Raw genomic sequence first — 21,752 nt, 5'->3', positions numbered from 1 at the left:
GCGGCACTCGTGGCCAGAGAACGGGATCGCACCGGCCGCCACGCTGTCAAAATGCCGAAGTTGGTGATCCGGCACGACGCTTAGCTTCTTCCCGCTCTTTGGCGATGAAGCGTTCCAGCGTGTGAATCTTGAGCACACCTGAAATCACTTCGTCGCCGAGAACCAACGCCGGCGTGACGTTGATGTACAGCTCCTTGGCGAGCGCGCAATTGCGCTCGAGGACGTTTTCGATGGCGCGGTCTTCCATGTCCCGCTTGAGCTGCTCAACCTCGAGGCCAACGTGTCGTGCGATAGTCAAGATGTCGAATTCGCTGAGCTGCGCGACCGCTCCGGGAAGTGGGACTTTCAGTAAGCGCCCCGAACCAGCCTATTTCCTTTCACAGCCAACCGCGCCGCTTGAAAAAGAGATACGGAACCACGGCGGAGAGCACCATCAGACCCAGCGCAAAAGGATAGCCCAGAAGCCATTTTAGCTCGGGCATGGCATCGAAGTTCATGCCGTAGATCGAGGCAACCAGCGTCGGCGGCAAAAACACGACGGCAGCGACCGAGAAAATCTTGATGATCTGGTTCTGCTCCAGATTGATGAGACCCAGCGTCGCGTCCAGCAGGAAGTTGATCTTGTTGGACAGGAAGGTCGCATGGTCGCTGAGGAACGTGGCATCGCGCTGGACGAGCTTGATACGTTGCCGGATTTCCTTCTGCAACTTGCGACCGGACGACGCGACTGCCCAGCTGGTCGAGTCACTCGCGCTATGGTAGGCGACGAGCCGCGCGATGCTCACGAGACTCTCCTGAATTTTCGTCAGCAGCTCACCCTTCCGGCCGATTCGCTCGACAAGGGATTGAAGGTTGCGTGTTTTCTTCGAGGCGCTCGGAGACGTGTTGCGAAAAATTTCGCGTGAGAGTGCATCAATCTCGTCGCCGATGCGCTCAAGCGTGTCGGCCGCGCGGTCGATGATCGCTTCGATCAGACCCAGCATCACCAATTCGCCGGACGTGCAGGGAGGGCCGCTAGTACGCTGTGCTTTCGCCGCATAGATCAAGAACGGCTTCGGTTCGGCGTGGCGGACAGTGACGAGCGTCTGGCCCTTGATAACGAAGGTAACCGGCGCTTTGACAGGGTCCTCGCCCTCGATATTCGCGACCGCGGTGATCGTCATGAACTCGGCGCCGTCTTCATGATAAAGACGGTCCGACAACTCGATTTCCGCCATCTCGTCGCGCGTCGGGATATCAATGGCCAGATGCGCCTTAACAAGCTTCACTTCCTCAACAGTCGGGTTGAGGAGGTCGAGCCAGAGAGCACCGAGAGCTTCGGCCTCCGGCAAGCCGTCAATTGCTGTCAGATGGCCGTTCTGGCCCGTGTAGATGCGCAGCATTTATGGCCCCTTCGGCAAGGCAGTATGCCGCCCGCGGAGCCTTTCCGTAACCGGGGCTGAAGCGCTCTACACTGATCTCGGTCATTTTGGCCGCCGGCCGATTGTGCTGGCTTGGCTGGCGATCGCATTTCCGTGCCTGCTGCTTAACAATTTCGGGCAGGGCGCGTTCGTTCTTTCCCGAGGCGGGACGATCTGACATCCATTCTTCGAGATGACCACGGCTGGACGTTGGTGCCGACGGTGGTGATGGCTACGGCGGCAACTGTGATCGCCAGCCAGGTCGTGATTCCGGCGCTTATTCACTTGTGCGACAGGCCGTCCAGCTCAACATGCTTCCGCGCTTCGAAATCCGGCATACATCCGAAATGCAATTCGGGCAGATATACCTGCCGCGCGTCAACCTGCTGCTCGCATGGTCGGTCATGTTGCGGTCATCGGCTTTGGTGAGTCCAGCGCCCTCCCGTCAGCCTATGGCATATCGGTCACGGGCGAAATGGTTGTGACGACAATCCTGCTCCACGTCGTGATGAGGCGTATCTGGAGGTGGACGCTCCTCCCGGCGCTCGCCTTGCGCTCGTCTTCGGGGTGGTCGATGTCGGCTTCTTCTCGGCGAACATCATGAAAGTGCTCGACGGCGGCTGGGTCTCAATCCTTGTCGCCGGCGTGTGGTCGTGATGACTTGGGTTCGCGGAACCCGCCTCCTCTTCGAGAAGTCCCGCAAGAGCGAATTCCCGCTCGATTTGGTTGCCGAGCAGATGACTGCCAAGGTGCCGTCGCGGGAGTGGTTGGAATTGTGAGTTGGCGTAGTCTCCGGGGTGTCAACCTCGAATCATCCGGCCTTGCGGTGCCGGACAGGAGACTACGCCATGACAAGGACTACCATGAAAGCCGAAGCCGTTCATCCGGGGGATGAGGCGACGAGCTATCTTTTCGACAACTGGTTTGATCCGATCGAAGCTGGCCTGCGCGAGCGGGTGCGCGGCTTCATCGAGACGATGCTCGAGACCGAGTTGGAAGCGGTGCTTGCCCGTCCCCGTTATGGCCGGCAGCCGGCGGCGCGCCAGTGATGAGACCACCGGTGTCGCCGGCCACCGCCACGGCAGCCGGACGCGCACGCTGACGGGGACCTTCGGCACCACTGAGATCACGGTTACGCGGGCGCGCCTCGATGTCGACGAGGACAAGACGGTGGAATGGAGGAGCAAGGCTCTGCGCGCCTATCAGCGGCGCACGAAGGCCGCCGACGCACTGATCGCGTCGAGCTACCTGGCGGGCACGAACACGCGACGCGTCCGTCGTGCGCTTGCCGCCTTGTTCGGCGGCGCGATCGGCAAGGACGTCGTCAGCCGCACCTGGCGCAAGGTGAAGACGGACTGGGACGCCTGGAAGGGTCGCTCGCTGGCCGACGAGCCCGATCGTGCGCCTGATCCTCGACGGGACGGTGGTTCGTGTCAGGCTCGACCGCAAGGCGACCTCGATCCCGCTGCTCGTTGTCATCGGCGTGCGCGCGGACGGCCACAAGATCCTGCTCGCGGTCAAGAACATGGGCGGCGAGACGACCGAGGCCTGGCGGGCTATCCTCGACGATCTCGTCGCACGCGGCCTCCGCCGCCCTGAGTTCCTCATCGTCGACGGCGCACCCGGCTTGGACGGGGCGATCGCTGGGCTGTGGGACGGGGTGCCGGTTCAAAGATGCACGGTTCACAAGCACCGCAACCTGCTCGCCCACGCTCCCGAGCGCCTGCACGAGGAGATCAGCGCCGATTACACCGACATGATCTACGCGGCCACGCCGGAGGAGATCGAGAGCCGCCGCAAGGCGTTCCTGCGCAAATGGCGGCTCAAGTGCCGGGCGGTGGCCGACAGCCTGGAGGAGGCCGGTGAGCGCCTCTTCGCCTTCACGCGCCTGCCGCCGAGCCAGTGGAAAAGCGCACCAGAACTACAAACGCGATGAGCGTCTGCATGAAGAGTTCAAGCGGCGCATCAAGACCCAGACCGTGCTGCCTTCGGCCGAAACCGCGGCAATGTTGTTCTGGGCGTTGATTGCGTCCGGCGAAATCTCGATGCGAAAAATCGACGGATGGCACACGCTCCCCGCCAAGCCACTCGATCAGCAGATTGACCTCGCCGCATGAACCGATAACCTCAATTTACCGGAGGCTGCTCCGCCAAATTCCAACACGATCCGCTACGGCACCGACTCCAGAGCCTTCTATGACAAATATTACACGCCCAGCAACGCCGTCCTGGTGGTGGCCGGCGATGTCGAGCCGGAAACGGTCAAGGCGCTGGCCGATAAGACGTAGGGAACCGTGCCGACGGCTCCTGGTCTAACCCGCATCCGCCCAGTCGAGCCGGAGCAAAACGCCAAGCGCACGGTGACGCTGACCGGCGTGCGCATTTCGGTGCCGCGCTTTTCCACGCAATGGATGGTGCCGTCCTATCATACGGCCGCACCCGGCGAGGCCGAGGCGCTCGACTGCTGGCCGACATCCTCGGCGGCGGGACCCGCAGCCGGCTATACCAGCAGTTTTCGACCGCATACGCGCCCAGCTTCTCTCCGAAATCATTGCCGATGAGCGCGAACCTCACGCGATCCCCGAGCTGGCCTGGCGGCGCGGACTCTACGGCACGCATCCGTATTCGAGACCGCCCAAGGGAGCCTGACCAGCGTAACGCCCGCCGATCTAAGCGCCTTCCACAAAGCCGCTTTCGCCCGCGACGGGCTGCATGTGGCGGTCGTAGGCGACATAGATGCCAAAGCCCTGAGAGCAAGGCTCGACCAGCTGTTCGGCGATTTGCCTCAGAAACAGGCGCTCGCCCCCGTACCTGATGTCACCCCGAAGCGGCGAGCGGACGCAGGTCGCAACGCCCTCCCCCAGACTTCGCTCCAGCTGGCTTTTCCCGCCATGGGACGCAACGACCCGGAATTCTACGCGGGACAGCTGATGAACGATATAGTCGGAGGCTCACGATTTACCTCACGTCTGTTCCAGGAAGTGCGCGAAAAGCGCGGCCTTGCCTACGGTGTCTCGTCCAGCTTGGAAGACTACCAGCCCAACATGCTTGTCGTGACGACGTCGACGCGCGCCGACAGGGCGGCCGAGACGCTCGACCTGATAAGACAACTAATCAAGGAGCTGGTGGACACAGGCCCAACAGCGGCCGAACTCGAAGCGAGCAAGAAGTGTCTGATCGGCGCCTATGCTATCGACAATCTGGGTTCCTCCAGGCCGATTTCCGCCACGCTTGTCGGGTTGCAGCTCGACAAACTCGGCATAGACTACATCCAGCGCCGCCCGGCCCTCATCGAGCAGGTGATCCTCGAGCAGGCAGGGCGGCGGCGAAGAAGCTGCTTTCGGCCGAGCCCGCGATTATGGGCGTTGGCCCGTGACAGCGAATAATCCCACGCTCTACAATAGCTGAAGGACTCGCCGACCTACGTGTGGCTGATCCGACTATGGTGTGGCAGAATGAACGCCTTGAGTTCTGCCTGCTCGCCTTCGCAGACCAGGTTCTCTCCCGTGGTTCGATTCCCGACCCGAAGAACGCCGTCGTTCCGAGAAAGTATTCTAACTTTTGCGTATACCAAATACGGGAAAGTTAGAAACTCTTGAATATGAAGCCGATTATGCTAGCTTTCCCGTATATCAGATACGGGAAAGTTAGAAAATGGCCCTTCACCTCGTTGGGGAAAACATCGATAAAACCCGCAGCCACTATCAGGCTGAAACGGGCAAGCTCGTCCAGCTAATGCGCGGCATCTATGTCGATGCCGGGGAGGATATCGAGGCCACGATACTCAAGCACGCCGTCCGCATCGCCAAATACCTGTATCCCAACGCTTACCTCTCGGCGGCGAGCGCTGTGCTTCTCGGCCCGACCCGGGATGGCCGCCTGTTCCTGAGCGGGCGACGAATACAGCGCAGGCGCTTGCGCTTGCTGGAAATCATTCAGAACGCAGCTCCCGACCACCCATCAGTCGCTCAAGCGATTGTCGATGATGGAATGGGAGAAATCCGGATCGACGTCTCCTCGATGCGCCAGCGCTTCCTCGAAGCTTTCCGCCTGCGCAGCGAACACGCGGCATCCATCGACGAGACGATGCGCGAGGCAATCGCGAACCGCCTCATAGAACAATACGGCAGCGCCCAGGGCGCTGCCGACGCGACATGGGCGCTTGCCCGCGCGAACCAGTGGTATCGCGAGGGCGAGCACGCCGAGCGCTTTTTCCTCCGCCCTCCACTGACCACAGAACCGGCACGCAACGGAGCCGCGCTCGATCTGATCGTGGCGTGGCACGGCGCTCCGCTCGGAAATCTCACACATGATGGTTTTGAGTGGCGCTGGAATGCAGACGATCAGGGCCCGCCACTTGTTCGCCAGACCACGCCGGGCAAGCTCCCTCCTTTCATTCTGTCGCTGCTGCCTGAAGGCTGGCTTGAGTCAGTGTTGAACGACCGCGACGAGCGCGCGACGCTACGCTCGGGCAAACGCTACATGTCCAACATCACCATCGTCGAGCGTGCGAGCGATCTCTCCGCCCTGCCGCCCGACATCCTGTTAACCCGGCTCAATGGCTTCACTAGAAACACTGTCTTCACTGGCCAGTATGCAGGGCCGGGTCGCGGCGACCTGGAGCAGAGTTTCGAACGCAATTTCGCACAGATATTCGAGCGTACTGATACGCCTCGCCTTTCGGGTGTTCAGATCAAAGCGCCTATGTTCCTCAGTGCGGATGGCACCCTCTCTCCCAGTATCGGCCGGCCTTTTACCCACATTCTCAAACCTGCGGGTACGGGCGGATTTGAGGCCCTGCCAGTTATCGAATGGCAGTCGCTCGCTTTGGGCAGCGCGGCCGGTTTCAAGACGCCCGCGACAGCGCTCGTCCCGATGCCTGACGGGATGCCTCCGGCGCTACTCGTGGAGCGGTTCGATATCAGAACGAGCCTCGAGGACAAACACCTGCTCGCGCTTGAGGACTTCTGCTCGGTACTTGGCGTGCCCACCGAAGCAAAATACGACGGCACGATGGAGCGCATCGCGCGGGCACTAAGGCCGCTATCGACCTCTCCCGAAGAAGACGTCCTGCTTGTCCTGAAGCGATCCTTATTCGCCTGGCTGATCGCCGATGGCGACATGCACCTGAAGAACATGGCACTGCTGGAAATCGCAGAGCCCGGCAGCACGCAATTCAGCTCAGTTCGCATGGCTCCGCTCTACGACGCGGTCACGACTCGCGTGTTTCCACGCCTCGAAAAAGACCGGATGGCCCTCAAGCTGAACGGCAAGGACGATCGTCTGCGGCGCGCCGACTTCAAGGCTTTCGCGAGCACGGCTGGCCTCAAGGCAGCCGATGCGGATACCAGCATCGACGATCTTGTTGCAGCCCTCTCACGCGCGCTCAACCACCTCGAATTGCCGCCGCCTCTATCAGACGGCTCTCAAGGCGCGAAGATGGCGGAGCAAATGCGCGCGATTGTCCACGAACGCATCGAAGGGTTTGCATAGATGATCGATCTAACTGATACGCCGGTTTCCATGGACCGCACTTCCCAGCCGTGATGGGCGAGACCGCCCCGACAAAGCTTGGCAAGGGCTCGAAAGTTCAGGCTAATGATAGATGCTCAGTGGAGGGCCTATTTTCTAGCGCCGGCGACGTAACCGCTCGATCGTCTGCACAATCCCTTCGGGCGTCGGCCTGGCGCAGTCGATGCGGTCGAGATCTCTGCTCGTCGTGGCAATGTTCACGGTGGTCTTTTTGGAGATCCATCCATTCCAGGACGGCAATGGAAGGCTATCGCGTTCTGACGACGCTTCTGCTGATGCGCAGTGGCTATGCTTATGTGCCTTACTCTTCGCTCGAAAGCGTGATCGAGAACAGCAAGGAGGGCTACTATCTGGCGCTTCGGCAAACTCAAAAAACGATCCGCAGTCCGAGGCCTAATTGGCAGCCCTGGGCTGTTTATTTCCTGCGCGCTCTTCAGCAGCAAAAGCAGCGGCTTGAGAAGAAAATCGAGCGCGAGCGTCTCGTACTCGGTACGCTTCCGGAACTCTCCCTTCAAATAGTTGAAGCCATCAAGGAGCGCGGGCGAATGACCATTGGCGAGATCGTCAACCTGACCGGTGCAAACCGGAACACCGTCAAAAAACATGTGGCAACCCTGGTCGAAATAAACCATCTAGCCCCAACATGGAACCGGCAAGGGAACGTGGTTTGGCAGACGTTAACACAGACTACTTTATGTGATTCAACCCACGAAACGCACCACGTCCATTTACTTTGAACACAATATGATAAGGAACACTCTTTCCGAGCTTAAGCCCCCGGGCAAAAAGTTTTCGAGGGGTGGTTGCCGCCGCCCTCAGTGCAATTAACCGGTATTGAGTTCCAGCTTGCCAGCAGCGGTTATCAGCGTGGCGTCGATGGCAAGTCCTCCTTTGAAGGCGGTCGCATTCGAGGGGAATGCTCTACAGGGACGACCCGCCGTAAACGACGCTCTTTCGAAAATCCCCGACCTCTTCCACCACAACGACCCCCCTTCTCGTTTTTTGGGGCGCGACCTGCACGGTCCCGAGCCCAGCTGGCAGATGATCTGCGTGCCTACGGTCGCAAAGAAGGCATCACCGTGCTGATTCTCGATTGTGGTCCCTTTTGATTTTCCACGCCCGTTTGTGGCGCTCGCGATGGGGGGCGGCAAGATCGAGGACTTTTGAAAGCAATTTCAATCCGATGATGCTCAAAAAAGGCATTTGGCTGCACTGCTGCTATTCGGACCGATGGCCGGTACGCGCGGTCGGGAAGCCGATGTCCATTGTTCAGTTTGCACCTGATGAGAACCGCAAGCCATCGACCAGAAGCGTTCAAGAATTCTCCCTTTCAAGTTGAGTGGATGGTCTACCAGCCGTATGGCCGAGGCCCTATAAGGACCCGCAGGTGCGGAGTACACGCCGAGGCTCTGCCGATTATACATATCAGCTGCCTTTGAGAGGAACCCGGTTTGCCCCTGTGCCTGCCGATGATCCGCCACTGAAATCCCCGGACCTGTTTGGCGCCGTCCATCGCCTGCCGGCACTTGGCACGTCAGTTCGCGAGCGGTCATTTGTGGTCCTCAACCCGTCGAGCGGCGAAGTGCTGGCAGGACGTCCGACATGGGCGTGGAGGAGACACGGGCTGCGGTAGACGAGGCCTATGTCGCGCAGCCTGGATGGGCGGCGCTGACCGCCCGAGAGCGCAGCGACCTTCTTTGGCGATGGCATCAGCTGATCATCGCCATGCAGGCGATCTCGCCGCGATTCTGACTGCGGAAATGGGCAAGCCGTTTGCCGAAGCCAAGTCGGAGGTTTCGCATGCGGCCGCGTATCTGCAATGGTACGCCGAAGAAGCCAATCGCATCTATGGCGAGACGATCTCCGCACCGTCTACAGACCGTCGGATGATGGTGATCAATCAGCAGATCGGTGTCGTCGGCACGATTACGCCATGGAATTTCCCAGCGTCGATGGTGGCGCGCAAGATCTCGCCGGCCCTGGCGGCGGGCTGCGCGATCGTGCTCAAACCTGCTGAACAGACGCCGCTCGTGGCAGGTGCAATGTTTGCCCTCGCGCAGCAAGCCGGCTTTCCTGACGGCGTTGTCAACCTGGTCTATGCGTCCGAAGGTGATCGCGTGGGGCCGCGAACTCTGCTCCAATGCCAAGGTCCGAAACATCAGCTTTACAGGCTCCACCGAGGTTGGCCGACTGCTCATGCGCCAGTGCTCGGACTAGATCAAGAAGGTCAGCCTCGAGCTCGGCGGCAATGCGCCCTTCATCGTCTTCGACGACGCGGATATTGACGCTGCCGTTGACGGGGCGATCCAGGCGAAGTTCCGCAATGCCGGCCAGACTTGCGTTTCATCGAACCGGCTTTACGTCCAATCGAGCGTTCACGATGAGTTCGTCGAGAAGTTCGTGGAGAAAGTCCGGCACTTATCGGTTGGCGACGGCTTCGCTCCGGGAGTGGACGTCTGACCACTCATCGACATGCATGCTTTGGCCAAGATCGAGTCCCACATCGCAGATGCCGTTGCTAAGGGTGGGATAATTCGATGCGGGGCCGAACGTTTTCAACCCACAGCCTTCACCGAGATCTCCAGCATCATGGCGGTTGCGCAAGAGGAGACTTTCGGGCCGTTGGCGCCGATCATCCGCTTCCACGATGCGGATCAGGTTGTCTGTGAGGCAAACGACACGATTTACGGGCTCGCCGCCTATTTCCATGCCTCGAACCTGAGGCGTGTCTGGCGCGTGGCCGAGGCATTGGAATATGGCATGATTGGCATCAATACGGGGCGTATGTCTTCGGAAGCGGCGCCCTTTGGCGGCATGAAGCAGTCCGGCATCGGGCGGGAGGGTTCCCGCCACGGGCTCGAAGACTACCTCGAAATGAAGTACCTCTGCATGGGTGGAATCTAAATGACGTCGCCCCGAGTTTCTCCAGTTTTGGGTTCGTTTCCGGCGTGGGTTGTGCGCTGCTGGGCGGGTGAAGCGACGGGGGCTGGCGCGGAGCCTTTCGCATAGCGCAGGGCGAGCGACCGTCGCGGATTGAAGGTGGTGGCGAACTTGGCCGGTGTCTGCCAGGCGATTTGGGAGTGCGGCCGCGCGGTGTTGCAGTCGGCGCGCCACAGGCGATAGCGATGCTTGCCATGCGCATGGAATGCCATTCGACCGGTTCTGATCCGCGCAGGAGAGGATGGCGTTCGAGATGAACTGGCTGGCATTATCACTGACCAGTGATGAGCCGGTTCAATTCCCGGGCAACCAAGTGCCCTCGACCGTGCTGAATAGTGCGCCTTTGCCATACCGGCGGATTAGCGCGGCCGACCTTACTTCGGCATGATGCGAGCAATTTCTGCACCAGGCGCGCAACGTATGCCACTCCCTCAGATCGCCCAGCGATACGTCTGGGCCTGCATGTTTGCTGCCTTCTGCGATGGCTTGCCGACACTTTCGGCTCGCCGGGTGTGATGATCTTCTTCTGCGTCTTTCCCTCTCGGCGATATTGCCGTTCGGCCGTCCCGACCAAGGCCAAACCTCGGGCCGTTTTCCCGTTCCCGGGTCGAGCTTGAACGTCTCGTCGATGATGTTCTGGCGTGCTGCGAGCTCAACGCCGAGGCGCTTGGCATCGATGCATGGCACGACATATTGCGGCGGTGTCGCACGTGTTCGACGGTTTGGGCTTCAGGATCGTGCGGATGGGCCACGCTTTTCTGGCGGCGCGAAACACGGGCAATGCGCGTTCAAAACCTGACAAAGGCAGAAACTTGTCAGGTTCAATCCAACCGCCATCCGGGCACTGCGGAGGGTTTTCAAAGCATATTCATGCACTTGCGCGCTGAGCCCGCTGGCATGGACCTTGCAACGCTTGCAGCAGGACGGTATGCAATGGAGCAGACGAGGATGTTCTCTCCCCTGAACCGTGTGCCGTCTCTGAGAGGGAAATAAGCTCGTGCAGAAAATCTCACAACCTTTGACAACGGCTTTGGAGAACAACGTGGTGTTGCAGATCGAGTCCCCGGCTCCTTCGATTCAAGCGGAAACCTGGCTGCGTGGCGAGCCCCTCACCAGCTTCGAGCCCGGCAAAGTGTACATCGTCGAATTTTGGGCAACTTGGTGCGGTTCGTGTGTGGACGGGATGCCCCATCTGATGCAGCTGCAGGAGAAATACAGGGAAAGCGGCGTTGAGATCGTAGGAGTCGCGGCTAGTGAACGCGCTCCAACGGCCGATGAGGCCCGAAGCACGTTGGACGCTTGGTTGACGGAAAAGTTCCCGAATCTGAACTATCGGATCGCATTCGACTCCACAGGCGAAATGGACAAGCTTTGGATGGAGCCCAGCTTTTCTTTCTGGATTCCCACCAGTTTCGTGGTCGACCGAGACGGCTGCATCGCCTTTATTGGTGAACCGACGGAACTCGATGAGGTCTTGCCGAAGGTGCTTAACGGCAGCTGGCGCACCAGCGATCAGGCAAAATCCGCCGATGCGGAGCGGATCGCAGAAGGCGAACCCATAGCGCGCGAACAAGCGCTGAAGAAGCCGATCAAGGACAGATATCGGGCGGCGGTGGAGAAAAAGGATTGGAAGACGGCGCTCTCGGCGATCGAAGAAGGCATCGCCTTGATGCCGGACAACCTCGGTTTCCGCCGTTCTCATGTGAATCTGTTGCTTCACAAAATGAAGGACATGCAGGTCGGCTTGCCCGTCATGCGCCAATTCGTTCGCGACGCGATCAACAGAAACTCCGAGAATTGGATGGTTGCGGCGTTAGACGAGCTCTTCTTTCCGAACCTTGACCATTCGCACTTTCCGTCTGCTGAGCGCTTGGCGATGGGAAAACAGCTGTCCGAACACATCCTGGCACTGAATCCCCCGGAAAGCGACAAACGTAAGCTCCTGCCTTATCGTTTGGCAGCCCTGTACTATCACGAGAGCGGCAACAAAGATCGGGCGATCGAGTTGATCGAGCTGGCACTGAAGTCGCAGGGCGGTCCGGAGCTTATCCGGGACGAAGATGAACAGGGCGAAATATCGCATTTACTGCAGTTCCTGGCCTACTTCAAGGGTGAGAAGGTTTGTTACGGCGCTCTGTGTGCGGTTCCAAACAATGGCCGATTCGACAGCTGGTATACCGTTTGCGGCTGATTGTCAGGTTTATGTAAGGGACAGAATTGGCCGGGCGGACAGCTCTTGATGCGAACGGCGCAAACCCCCGCCCGGCTTGCGAAATCACCTGGGCCGCTCTTTTGGACCTAAGTCCGAAGGACTGCGGCCTTCTAAGATGCCCGCCTTTGTTTAGGCGGGCTATGAGCTGAGCTACGGGTTTTGCCCGCTTCTAACCGTTCGCCAGCCTGGCGCAGGTGCCTCTCAACACCTCCACCACACCGAGGTTTCATGCGGGTAGCGAATTCGATCTTGGCGGCATGGCCATTAAGCACATGGGATGGCCTCGCTGGCGGCATGCCTGTGATCTGGTGCTGCAGCCCACGCTTGCCTCCGCCAGCGGTTCGATGAGGCAGCCTGTCGCACAATTGATATCAGGACTTCAATGCCGGAACACCGGCGCCACCCTCAATTCAATAAATGAGGTGTCGCGCACCACGATTGGCTGCTTGATCCAGGCAATTCCGGCCGCCGTCATCCTCAATGAGGTGACCTCGACCAGCCTCGGCCTTGAATGGCATGATCGAGGTGCATGGGTGCGGCCACCGTCATTTTCGTCAATCCGAACGGGATTTCTTGCAACCGCTTTGCGGTTTTATCCAACACGCCAAGGGCCGCGCTGTCGACAGGTGGCGCGAGCTTGGCGCCGAGGCGTCCACGTCAACAGATTCTTCTGACAATCGGGACTTGTACGATCACCCCAGGGGGGCGAGAGCCCATGACGATCATCGTCGCGCCGGCCGCGATCTGAAGCAGGCGTCGGCGCGCCTCCCGCCTATCTTCTGGCGAGGCTTCGGTGAAAGACGCCGATGGCGGAACGGAAACACCAGGACCGGCTGAATAGATCCCGAGCTGTGCGATCGCGTTCGGCCAAGTTGAGGAAAGCGAGCTGAATGCAGGACTTTGCACGCTAGCACCGCGTTGCCGGGCCATATAAGAGATTTGGCCCGGCGCGAGAAGCGGCACTCGTGGCCAAAGAACGGGATCGCACCGGCCGCCACGCTGTCAAAATGCCGAAGTTGTGATCCGGCACGACGCTTAGCTTCTTCCCGCTCTTTGGCGATGAAGCGTTCCAGCGTGTGAATCTTGAGCACACCTGAAATCACTTCGTCGCCGAGAACCAACGCCGGCGTGACGTTGATGTACAGCTCCTTGGCGAGCGCGCAATTGCGCTCGAGGACGTTTTCGATGGCGCGGTCTTCCATGTCCCGCTTGAGCTGCTCAACCTCAAGGCCAACGTGTCGTGCGATAGTCAAGATGTCGAATTGGCTGAGCTGGCCGCGAGCAGCCATAAGGGCGTGATGGAACGCCTCATATTTTCCCTGTTTGCTGGAGGCGAGCGCCGCCAGTGCGGCAAATTTGGAACCCGGTCTCTTGCCCGGACAATGTTTGTAGACAACCTTCAGCATGGGATCATGCTTGAGGGCTTGCTGGATTGTACGGTCTTCCGCCCGGCACCGCGGGCAGTTGTAGTCCAAAAATAAGACGAGAGGGACGTCGCCATTCGGGTTGCCAGCAGTTGGCGCAGCGGCGTCGTTTAAGAGTGCGTCGCGCCGCTCTGGAATGAGCTTCCGCCAAAACGCGACGAGCCGGCTATGGTTTTCATGCTGGCGCACGTAGTCTTTGGCAACTGGACCATATTGCGTCGCCAGCCCGAAAAAAAGCAGGGCTAGGGCTGAAAGAGCGATAAGGCCGGCTTTTGGCGTAAGGCATGGTTAGGCTCCAATTAACAGTGAACGGCAGGGCGGCAACGGCTGGCCTTTTGACGTCAAAGGGGGCACCGCTTTAATGCCTCACCCGCTGTTCGCGGATGACGGGAGGTCAAGGGGCTCGTGCTATTCGAAGAGATGCGGTGGGATGGCTGGGCCCAACAGCCGACCCATCCGTGAGCGGCGCTGTGTGCGTGCGAACTGCCCCCGCGGTCGCCGTTCGCCGAGCGACTTCAGGCGGCCGAGTGCGATGGCTGAGCGTGACTGCAGCAAACACCTGCACGTAAAGCTGGGATAAGAGGGCTTAGGGCGCGCGGGACTCGCGCTGCGGTGTGCGGGATTATATTCAACAATTCTTGTCTCCTAACCGGATCGAGGCAGGTTCCTCCCTCCCGGGCATCTCCCGTCGCTGCGCTCCGGTCGAACGTTGCACCAAGGGTCCTTGCAAGCCCCGCGCCAATCGCGATGTCGGCACTTCAGGAAGTGATTGCGCGGGCGGCAGGTGGGCAGTGGTCAGCGCGCCTTTCCAGAATATCGCTCGCATAAACGTCCGGCGAGCGGCTCCGAGCGTACCTGCCATCGCCGGGCTCTGCGACAGCCTGAAATCTATCTCGAACCAAATCCGAATCGCTCGTTGAGTCTCGTCCCTCCCAGCGCGGTAAACCGCGCCTCGATCTCGGCATTCCAGCAAGCCTCCCACGAAGTTCGCCCGCTGGACAGGGTGAAGGTCTGCTGTCCGATTAGCTGGTTCAAGATCAGCTCAGGCTGCGGCGGCCGCTCGATCTCGCAAAACTCTACAATTCTGCGAATGGTCTCGAGCTGAACTTCGCGTCCTTGGTCGCCTATGATCTGCTCATAGCTCAATCCAAGAACATTCTCCTGATCCGCCCACGGTGCCACTGGATGGCAGCGATCATTGAAAATGAAAGGCGCGATCTCATCGAAGTACTTCAGCATTTTGTCAGGTCCGTCCGGCTCATTGCGCCACGTAATCTCAGCCCTCTCAGGCGGGCACCAATCGCTGTCACCTACATATCGCATCTGCGACACAATTGCCGCACGCATTTCGCGCGAAAGAAAGACGATCTTGAAATCCGCTAAACAATGGCGAGTGCCGATGTCGCACGGTAGATGCCCATAGCCAAACTGACCGGGCTGAATAAAGCGCGAGGATATCTCGATCGGTATCCATAGAATATTTTCGGAATGAGTGAAGCGAGCTCGCTCGACATCCACAAAGCGGAAGTCTCCAAGATAGTCTTTATTAAAGAACACATCGGACTGTACAAGCCCGAGCAGTCCAAGCAGACGGGCATATAGGTGGGTGCCCGCCTTCGGAATGGAACATATCATAACCCGCGAGCTTGAGCGGCCGGCCGTCGGCTTGATTGACCAAGATTCATTCGAGCAGGGATAAAGTGGAAAGGGTTGACCCGCGATATCGCGCAGCTCTTCTGGAAGCGGGTGAAACATTGTGGTTTCCTCACTGTTGCAGCGGCTTTTTTAAACAGCCGGAGCCAATGCGCGACAGGACAAGTTCCTGACCAGCTTGACCCCAAGCAGTCGCGCCCTCTGTTGCCGTACCAGAGAAGTAAAGCCCGTCGCATGCGCTAGCCGCGAGACGAACCGCTAGTACGGGTGGCATCGGCAAGCTCGTGGCCAACTTGCTGAGATGAGCTATTTACCAAACGCCACGTCGGCGTTCCCTAGAGATGTAGTCACCTTGTCATGCCCCCGTTTTCGATCGGACGATGAACCTAATCATAGAAGAACGCAAGTAAGATTGGTTATGTCGCCAATATACTAATGAATATATTTTCCCAGACGGCACCGCTTGCGTTGCCGTGCAGTCGTCCCCACTGCCCTGACGACGAGGACACCACGGTTTGCGCGGCGCATGCGCAGCCAGTAAAGTAAGCTCCATTGACAGCATCGGGCCAGGAGACGTCGTTAAACGAGGCCACTCGCAAGACCGCCTCGCGAGCGGCCGAGCGCATGCCCTCGCGTCCATTGCCCCGACTGCCGAGACATGGGCGCGAACGGAGCGGCAGCCGGAATCCGATATCGACCTTGTCTATGATCTGCGTCAGTGAACCGTCAGCGAGACTCGAATATGCAGGGCTTTGCTAGGCCTTCGCGGGTCGACTGCCAGCTTGGAACGAACACTAAGACACATGCGGAAGCCCCGACATACACAGAAATTGCTGCTAGACATCATCTATGATGCAATTAACACGGCTCCGAATGCGCTCGCACGTATAGCTCTGTATGTTGCACAAGACCCCGAGGCTGTTCTGGCGCTGTCCATTGCCGACCTTGCGCGCAACACCGCTACCGGTTCTGCTTCAATTGTAAGATTTTGCCGAACCTTGGGACTCTCGGGATTTCGCGAGTTTAAGATTGCGCTCAGCGGCGAAATTGAGCGGCGGAAGTTGAGCGGCGAACTGGCTGAACGCGCGCCATCAGAAGCTGTAGACACAGCTCCTCGGATCGCCATCCTCAGTTCTGCTTTACAAAACTCAATTTCCGCGTCCGCTCGTGGTTTTGACGACCTTCAAATTAGTGGGTTTGCCAACCGCATCCGAGCGGCCCGACGCGTCGAACTGTTCGGCACGGGGCCGTCATCCGTCTGCGCTGATATTCTGGCCATGCGACTGATCTGCCTAGGTTTCCCCGCACATTGCTCGGGGTCCGCCACCGTGTCTCACGCTCTCGCGCGAGGGCTTGGCTCGTTGAGCCTCGCCATTGGCATTTCGTCGCGTGGCCACACTGTGGAAACCAAGGATTTTCTGGCTATTGCGCGCGAAACCGGAGCATACACGATTGCCATTACGACCCGCGTTGACTGCCCGATCGCCCGGACTGCGGACGAGGTGGTATTGTTTACCTCGGCTGAGGCTTGGCCACAGGCCGGGTCGGCGATGCACGTGCCGCCTCTGGTGTTGCTGAGCGAATATCTTTGCCAGTGTCTGCAGATGGCGGAAGTCTGAATCCCCACCAAGGCCAATTCGGGCAGTTCCGAGGTTATTTCCGGATCCCACCTCGGTCTTCGTCGCGCGTGCTCGCGTGCACGAGCCATTGAAGCGATAAACTTGAACCGCACTTTCGACTGTGCGTACTGCGTGCTTGTTACATGGAAACGACGAACTCACCGAGCAACCCTCTTGCCACGGCGCGCGGGTGTTTGGTGATCATAGGGGAAGCTTCAACAATTGAGAAGCTGACGAACTACTACACCGGGATCAAACCGGAGGACAAGGCAGGTTCCTCGTCGTTGGGCAAGGCTGCAGCACCAGGTCGACTCCGTGACCTAGGCGGTCCATGCGCAAGGTTCGACGGCGCGCTCGCCGACTGAGTGGCGCTGGAGGGCCTCGAGAGGGCATGGGTCGGCCGCAGCAGCGTGGGACGCAGGAAGGCAGGCAAGATCCTAGCTTCCTTCTTCACCGACAGCAAGTCAGCGGCTCCTTTTGCCGGTCGACAGATCGGTGGACCAGGTCGAGCTTCTTCCATGTCCACTTCTACGTTTGCCACGGTGTTCGGGAATTCCTGGGAGATTGGGGGCTGACATCTATCGCGTGCTGCCACGAAGGTTGGTATTGACGTATTTCGCGAGGTCTAGCGCGGAGATGCTACCAACCAATTGGTCCAGACTCATTTCGGCCGAGATTGAGGCGGAATGCTCCAGGAGTGCAAGGAGATCATCCCTGTGCTTCGAATGGTGGTTCTCCAGGTGCATCTCGACCTTTCGCGCGATGACGTCCGCGAAACTCGCCCTTGTCCCAAAAAGCGGATCGTTGATTAACGCCGTCGGTCGTTCCTGTTCGAGAACCCAATTTATCGCCAGGGTCCCGTTCGATCTCAAGAATACGATCTCCAGCTCCGCGTCGGCAGGTCGCGATGTGGCAATGGAGAACCCCGCGTCCGCCAGAGCCCTGGTATCCTTATCCACAGCCTGATTGAATGCGGCCAAATTGACATGATGAATGTCAATGTCGTTCGGCGCACGCTGGATGAACTGCGAAAGGACGCTACTGCCCGCTACCCAGCTATCTTTGCTCCGATTGCGCGAAATGGCGACCAACGCAATGCGCATCAGCTCGGGCATCATGCGCTTGTGGCCTTCTTTGATATTGAGAACAGCCTGTAAGTTACGTTGACGTCGGGATAGGTCCCGGCTCGCAGAAGCACAGATGTGAGATCATTTGAACCCGCAATCTTTTCAAGAAGGTCGTCACGGGCATTAGTGCCGAACCCAAGAACGATACGACCTGATTCCGTAAGGAACCTTGGGCCATCTGAAAGAAATCTCTCGAGCAAGTTGTACCCTGGATCGATCGCACCACCTTCCAGGTCGTGGACAAACTCGTAATCTTCTGGAGCGTAGCTCGACGGGTAGTTCCAAAATATGATGTCGAACCTTCTGCCAGGTGGAACATTGTTAAATATATCGCTTGCGATGACCTCGACGTTACTAATGCCGTTTCTTGCAGCATTCTCCAACGTGTTCGCGACGGCCCTCGGATTGATGTCACAAGTCAGCAACGACAGCGCGCCAGTCTTTGCCAACAGAAGGCCGGGAAGACCGAAACCGCAGCCGATTTCTAAGACGGTCTTTCCGTCGAATGGGGGAAAATTCTCGCTAATCCAACGCCAACTCTGGAAGTGCTCTGGAGGAAAAACCCCTTCCTGTACGACCAGATCCAGTCCGAATGCCTGCATCTGACGCGGGAAAGTGGCTTGTTGACTTGTCCGGAGCGTTGTCCTGATACGATCAAGTTCGCTCATTGTTCTCCGGCCTTCCGGCGCGGTGCCATGCCTGGTTGTTTTCCCGGCTCGACGGCATCAACGGTTCGCTTCAGTAAGCAATTCCAAAGAGGCATTGAAAACAGACCGGCCTCAAGAATGAGGCGGTCCCAAGATGAGCGGAGGGGTGCATACCGGAAGAGGCCTTCTAGACCGGCTCGATCCCCCTGGAAATACCGCTGGACGGCTGTCGTTAGGCCCGACTTTGCTGCGGTTAGGAGTGCTCTGTCGTAACAGAATCTTGCGTGGGCAAACGCGCTACCATCACTCCGATTGTCCGGCATCGGCGCAGCTCCCCTGTCGCCGAGAACGTTTAGCAACATTTGGAAAGATGAATGGGCAATGTAGCCGGAATCGAGAGAAATCCAAGCAGTCGCTTCGTCGCCCAACGACCGGCACCTAAGTATTCTCAGCTCAGCATCCATTACTTGATGACTATCGCTCACATGAAGGAGGTTCGTCACGGGATTATCGCAGAAAAAGAGACTACGTACGGTGCCGGATAAAGCCTGGGCCGGCTGTGTGTTACCCTTCAGTTTTTGCGACAAGTGCAGCGCATTAGGTCCGCTCCAGATCGTGGCGCAAACCGGACGCATGTCGAATAAGTCCAGCACCAATGGCCAATGCTTCCCGCCGGTGGAACAGGTAAGGGTATAAAACGCATCAATGGATTTGCGACTATGAATCGAAAAGAACCGTTCCGAGAGTTCCAAACCGGTTCGCCGGCGAATAAATTCGTCGAGCAGCGAGGTTAGGCCAGAGCGCGCGACTTCCGGGCCATACACTATCAGCGCCGTGGATGACATCATGCCGCCCCCCCCAAAGGGTCGCTTGTGATATGGGCCTTCCTGCTCGCGACGGTGATCCTAGTCGCTCTAACGCGTCTCCCTTCCAGCCAATCGGCGAGACGAGCGGGATGACGGGCATTAATCACAACGCCGGGAAGGCTTTTCTTCGCCATGAATTCGACCGCGCAGGCGTCAATCGAGGTGTGGCCGAGAAGGACAAGATCTTGAGCAGCGATCTGCTCTATAAGTGCAGCGGGATCGTCGGTTGCTCCACCGCGATGCACGCCATCGACATCTGTCAAAATCACCAGCTGTGGTGCCCCAGTTAACCAAGCGATCCACGCGGCAACGGCGTCGGATGTGACGTCCCAACTCCATTCCACTGGGTCAGCCGCAAACAGCAAACGGGAAGGCAGCAGCACTGGAATCTTCCCAAGTCTCGCGAGAGTTCGGCATTCGCCTAGGCTGGCCGATGGAACTAGTTTGGAAGAGAAGGCGGCATCCGCAAGCAAATACCCCGTTTGGTCCTGTGCTAGAGCACACGCATGATGCGCGGTACACGGATCTAATCGCTCGGCTGCATCAATCGCCTCAATTGCTTTGTCCGGGATGCCGCCGCCTGGAACAAGTAGGATTCGATGGCCCTTATCGGCGAGACGCTCAAGTTCAGCCAGTGCGAGCTTACACACGGCAAGATCACGCATGATGCTCCCGCCGAATTTGAGAACAATCGAAAAGCCATATGGTGGAAAACCTTTTATTGAGCAGTCCATCGGCTTGCCATCCCGCCCTCAGGCAACAGATACGATCTCAGGAATTTTTGAAGCTAGGTTTGGAAGCGCTGCCCAGACCTTTTGAAACGCGGCCGCGTACAATTTCATCACTTCAACGTCGTTTGGTGGAGCGATCTCCGACACGTAAAACATGGTGTTCAATATCTTCATGGCGTTTGGAAAATCGGTCCTTGACCATTGGCCGCAGATATCCGGCAGATATTCAAAGACGGGCTTCGTCAGCCAGACCGCAACGGGAACTCCCTCGGCTTGAAGAAGCTTAATGATGAAATCCCTGGCCGTAGGGCCAGGTAGAAAACCGAGCTTTTCCGGCTCAAGACGCAACGGGAGATTCAGCATCGATTGTTGATGATCTGCTGGATCGAAAAGAGGCAGAAGCCCTGAGAGGTGGCCAATCTCCTGCCAAAGGAACCTAGCATTCCTTCGCCTTTTTTTAAGCTGCCGGTCAAGCTGCTTGAGCCTGTGATTAGCAATGGCAGCAGAGAATACATTGGGTCGGTAATTGTAGCCTTTGGAGTTCGGGGAGAATATCCTAGCTCCACATCGCGACGAGCTTGTCAGCGAAACATTATCTACATGGTGGATCAGAGCAGGGTCCCTCGTCAGGACAAATCCAAGCTCACCTGCCCCGAGGTGTTTAGCTCCGTTGCCGGAGAGAGAGAGTGCATCGCTCTCCAAGTAAGCTCCATTGACAATATCTTTCGCAGCGCCAATTGATTGGCAAACATCATCGATAATCGCCACGCCTCGCGCTCGCGCCGCGAATCTCAAGCTGGGAACCAAGAGGTTATTTCCGAACAGATGAGTTATGAGCGTCGCCGCGTCACCTGGCTTGATGAGGGAGGCCGCCATCTTCTCATCAACTCCGGCAAGGTCTGGCTCAACATCGACAAAGACCGGTTCGAGTCCACTGATCGCGATTGGGCCGACGGCTCCCGGCCAGTTCAAAGCCGACGTAACGACTCGGCGACCTCGGTTCCGGTAGTAGTCGAGAGCCACGTGAATAGCGGCTGTGCCGCTTCCAACGGCGCGCACAGACCAGTTACCCGACCAATCCGCTAGCCGCTTTTCGAGCTCAATCACCATAGGGTGATTGACGCGATGATATTTGCCGCTTTCGACAACATTTGCGAGCGCCTTCAAATGTTTACGTTTCGCAGCTGGCCAAAGAACAACTCGCCCAGCCGGCACCGTGGGATCTCCTCCAAAGAGCGCAAGAGAAGTGTCCTTCTGGTGGACGCATCGTGTGCTTGCTGCCGTGGCTAAGCTTACATCCTTGGTCATATGATCAAGCCTGGTTGTGTTACATCGGCCATCGGCCACTCGCGAAGTCACGAGCCGAACCGAACCGTCTCTCGCATACTTTTGCGTCTTGCAACGAGGCTCGGCTAACCCACAAGAGCAGAGTCGCTCCTGAGAACAGGCTGGGCGCCGTAGCGCCCTCGCTACGTTGAGTTCAGGAAAGAGCTTTCAAGCTCGCAACCGGCGTATGAGGCGTCAACCTCGTCGGAAATGAACTCGCTGAACGATTCAGTCCCTCCTTCGTAAATCAACACCTAATAGCCCCTGACAAGAAT

Annotated in this window: 14 protein-coding genes and 6 pseudogenes; 10 read left to right on the top strand and 10 right to left on the bottom strand. The window is 58.3% G+C overall.

Annotation, left to right across the window (positions count from 1 at the left end):
- Positions 1 to 46 precede the first annotated feature (46 nt).
- Entirely contained in the window at positions 47 to 298 is a 252-nt protein-coding gene (locus CIT31_RS28130; protein WP_236370651.1) for a DsbA family protein, read from the bottom strand.
- A 79-nt stretch (positions 299 to 377) separates the two neighbouring features.
- Positions 378 to 1,382: a magnesium transporter CorA family protein gene (locus CIT31_RS28125; RefSeq protein WP_029354811.1), complete on the bottom strand. Its 1,005-nt coding sequence runs from the start codon at positions 1,380 to 1,382 to the stop codon at positions 378 to 380.
- A 40-nt stretch (positions 1,383 to 1,422) separates the two neighbouring features.
- Here CIT31_RS28125 and CIT31_RS28120 point away from each other — a divergent pair.
- The 8 genes and pseudogenes from CIT31_RS28120 to CIT31_RS28090 form a co-directional block, all read left to right on the top strand.
- Positions 1,423 to 2,155: pseudogene (locus CIT31_RS28120) on the top strand (KUP/HAK/KT family potassium transporter); the annotation flags it as partial.
- A gap of 108 nt (positions 2,156 to 2,263) precedes the next feature.
- Positions 2,264 to 3,517, top strand: a pseudogene (locus CIT31_RS28115) (IS256 family transposase).
- 60 nt (positions 3,518 to 3,577) lie between these two features.
- Positions 3,578 to 3,909, top strand: a pseudogene (locus CIT31_RS28110) (M16 family metallopeptidase); the annotation flags it as partial.
- Positions 3,910 to 3,991: 82 nt separating this feature from the next.
- Positions 3,992 to 4,786 carry a M16 family metallopeptidase gene (locus tag CIT31_RS28105; protein WP_342586963.1) on the top strand — a complete coding sequence of 265 codons (795 nt, stop codon included), beginning with the start codon at positions 3,992 to 3,994 and terminating at the stop codon, positions 4,784 to 4,786.
- Positions 4,787 to 5,054: 268 nt separating this feature from the next.
- Positions 5,055 to 6,893: a type II toxin-antitoxin system HipA family toxin gene (locus CIT31_RS28100; RefSeq protein WP_095521242.1), complete on the top strand. Its 1,839-nt coding sequence runs from the start codon at positions 5,055 to 5,057 to the stop codon at positions 6,891 to 6,893.
- Positions 6,894 to 7,095: 202 nt separating this feature from the next.
- Positions 7,096 to 7,152 (top strand): annotated as a pseudogene (locus CIT31_RS35935) (hypothetical protein); the annotation flags it as partial.
- 19 nt (positions 7,153 to 7,171) lie between these two features.
- Complete coding sequence (locus CIT31_RS28095; RefSeq protein WP_245316494.1) at positions 7,172 to 7,669, top strand: Fic family protein; 498 nt, start codon at positions 7,172 to 7,174, stop codon at positions 7,667 to 7,669.
- A 758-nt stretch (positions 7,670 to 8,427) separates the two neighbouring features.
- Positions 8,428 to 9,836: pseudogene (locus CIT31_RS28090) on the top strand (NAD-dependent succinate-semialdehyde dehydrogenase).
- Here the strand turns inward: CIT31_RS28090 and CIT31_RS28085 are convergent.
- A pseudogene (locus CIT31_RS28085) lies at positions 9,833 to 10,154 on the bottom strand (hypothetical protein); the annotation flags it as partial. The pseudogenes CIT31_RS28090 and CIT31_RS28085 sit on opposite strands and share 4 nt — an antisense overlap.
- 715 nt (positions 10,155 to 10,869) lie before the next feature.
- On the opposite strand from CIT31_RS28085, the gene CIT31_RS28075 reads away from it, so the two are divergent.
- Positions 10,870 to 12,063, top strand: a complete 1,194-nt coding sequence (locus CIT31_RS28075; protein WP_236370655.1) for a TlpA disulfide reductase family protein — start codon at positions 10,870 to 10,872, stop codon at positions 12,061 to 12,063.
- A 743-nt stretch (positions 12,064 to 12,806) separates the two neighbouring features.
- On the opposite strand, the gene CIT31_RS28070 is transcribed toward CIT31_RS28075, so the two are convergent.
- Positions 12,807 to 13,697, bottom strand: coding sequence for a DsbA family protein (locus CIT31_RS28070; RefSeq protein ID WP_236370657.1), 891 nt, complete (start codon positions 13,695 to 13,697; stop codon positions 12,807 to 12,809).
- 699 nt (positions 13,698 to 14,396) lie between these two features.
- Entirely contained in the window at positions 14,397 to 15,263 is an 867-nt protein-coding gene (locus CIT31_RS33700; RefSeq protein ID WP_108722861.1) for a sulfotransferase domain-containing protein, read from the bottom strand.
- Positions 15,264 to 15,991: 728 nt separating this feature from the next.
- Here CIT31_RS33700 and CIT31_RS28060 point away from each other — a divergent pair.
- Positions 15,992 to 16,780, top strand: a complete 789-nt coding sequence (locus CIT31_RS28060; protein ID WP_164746656.1) for a MurR/RpiR family transcriptional regulator — start codon at positions 15,992 to 15,994, stop codon at positions 16,778 to 16,780.
- A gap of 578 nt (positions 16,781 to 17,358) precedes the next feature.
- Here the strand turns inward: CIT31_RS28060 and CIT31_RS28055 are convergent.
- From CIT31_RS28055 to CIT31_RS28035, 5 genes are all read right to left on the bottom strand, one after another.
- Positions 17,359 to 17,898, bottom strand: coding sequence for a hypothetical protein (locus CIT31_RS28055; protein ID WP_051695334.1), 540 nt, complete (start codon positions 17,896 to 17,898; stop codon positions 17,359 to 17,361).
- On the bottom strand, positions 17,895 to 18,575 hold the full coding sequence (locus CIT31_RS28050) for a methyltransferase (protein ID WP_029354798.1): 681 nt from the start codon (positions 18,573 to 18,575) through the stop codon (positions 17,895 to 17,897). Before CIT31_RS28050 ends, CIT31_RS28055 begins: the two co-directional genes overlap by 4 nt.
- Positions 18,572 to 19,402 (bottom strand): nucleoside-diphosphate kinase, encoded by an 831-nt coding sequence (locus tag CIT31_RS28045; RefSeq protein WP_236370659.1) that lies wholly within the window; start codon positions 19,400 to 19,402, stop codon positions 18,572 to 18,574. Before CIT31_RS28045 ends, CIT31_RS28050 begins: the two co-directional genes overlap by 4 nt.
- Positions 19,399 to 20,085, bottom strand: a complete 687-nt coding sequence (locus CIT31_RS28040) for an amino acid kinase family protein (RefSeq protein ID WP_236370662.1) — start codon at positions 20,083 to 20,085, stop codon at positions 19,399 to 19,401. The genes CIT31_RS28045 and CIT31_RS28040 overlap by 4 nt, the downstream gene beginning before the upstream one ends.
- Positions 20,086 to 20,172: 87 nt before the next feature.
- The gene (locus CIT31_RS28035) at positions 20,173 to 21,459 is read right to left on the bottom strand and encodes a DegT/DnrJ/EryC1/StrS family aminotransferase (protein WP_095521241.1); all 1,287 of its coding nucleotides are present in this window, start codon (positions 21,457 to 21,459) and stop codon (positions 20,173 to 20,175) included.
- Positions 21,460 to 21,752 lie beyond the last annotated feature (293 nt).

Origin of the sequence: Mesorhizobium wenxiniae, assembly GCF_002284535.1 — a bacterium.
GTDB classification, from domain to species: Bacteria; Pseudomonadota; Alphaproteobacteria; order Rhizobiales; family Rhizobiaceae; genus Mesorhizobium; species Mesorhizobium wenxiniae.
Note: the sequence above shows the minus strand (reverse complement) of the source record. Positions and strands in the feature narration are given on the sequence as shown.

Excerpts from the sequence above, each read along its gene's own strand:
- CIT31_RS28050 (WP_029354798.1), bottom strand. The coding sequence starts at position 18,575 with ATGAGCGAACTTGATCGTATCAGGACAACGCTCCGGACAAGTCAACAA.
- CIT31_RS28125 (WP_029354811.1), bottom strand. The coding sequence starts at position 1,382 with ATGCTGCGCATCTACACGGGCCAGAACGGCCATCTGACAGCAATTGAC.
- CIT31_RS28055 (WP_051695334.1), bottom strand. The coding sequence starts at position 17,898 with ATGATGCCCGAGCTGATGCGCATTGCGTTGGTCGCCATTTCGCGCAAT.
- CIT31_RS28035 (WP_095521241.1), bottom strand. The coding sequence starts at position 21,459 with ATGACCAAGGATGTAAGCTTAGCCACGGCAGCAAGCACACGATGCGTC.
- CIT31_RS28040 (WP_236370662.1), bottom strand. The coding sequence starts at position 20,085 with ATGCGTGATCTTGCCGTGTGTAAGCTCGCACTGGCTGAACTTGAGCGT.
- CIT31_RS28045 (WP_236370659.1), bottom strand. The coding sequence starts at position 19,402 with ATGATGTCATCCACGGCGCTGATAGTGTATGGCCCGGAAGTCGCGCGC.
- CIT31_RS28095 (WP_245316494.1), top strand. The coding sequence starts at position 7,172 with ATGGAAGGCTATCGCGTTCTGACGACGCTTCTGCTGATGCGCAGTGGC.
- CIT31_RS33700 (WP_108722861.1), bottom strand. The coding sequence starts at position 15,263 with ATGTTTCACCCGCTTCCAGAAGAGCTGCGCGATATCGCGGGTCAACCC.
- CIT31_RS28100 (WP_095521242.1), top strand. The coding sequence starts at position 5,055 with ATGGCCCTTCACCTCGTTGGGGAAAACATCGATAAAACCCGCAGCCAC.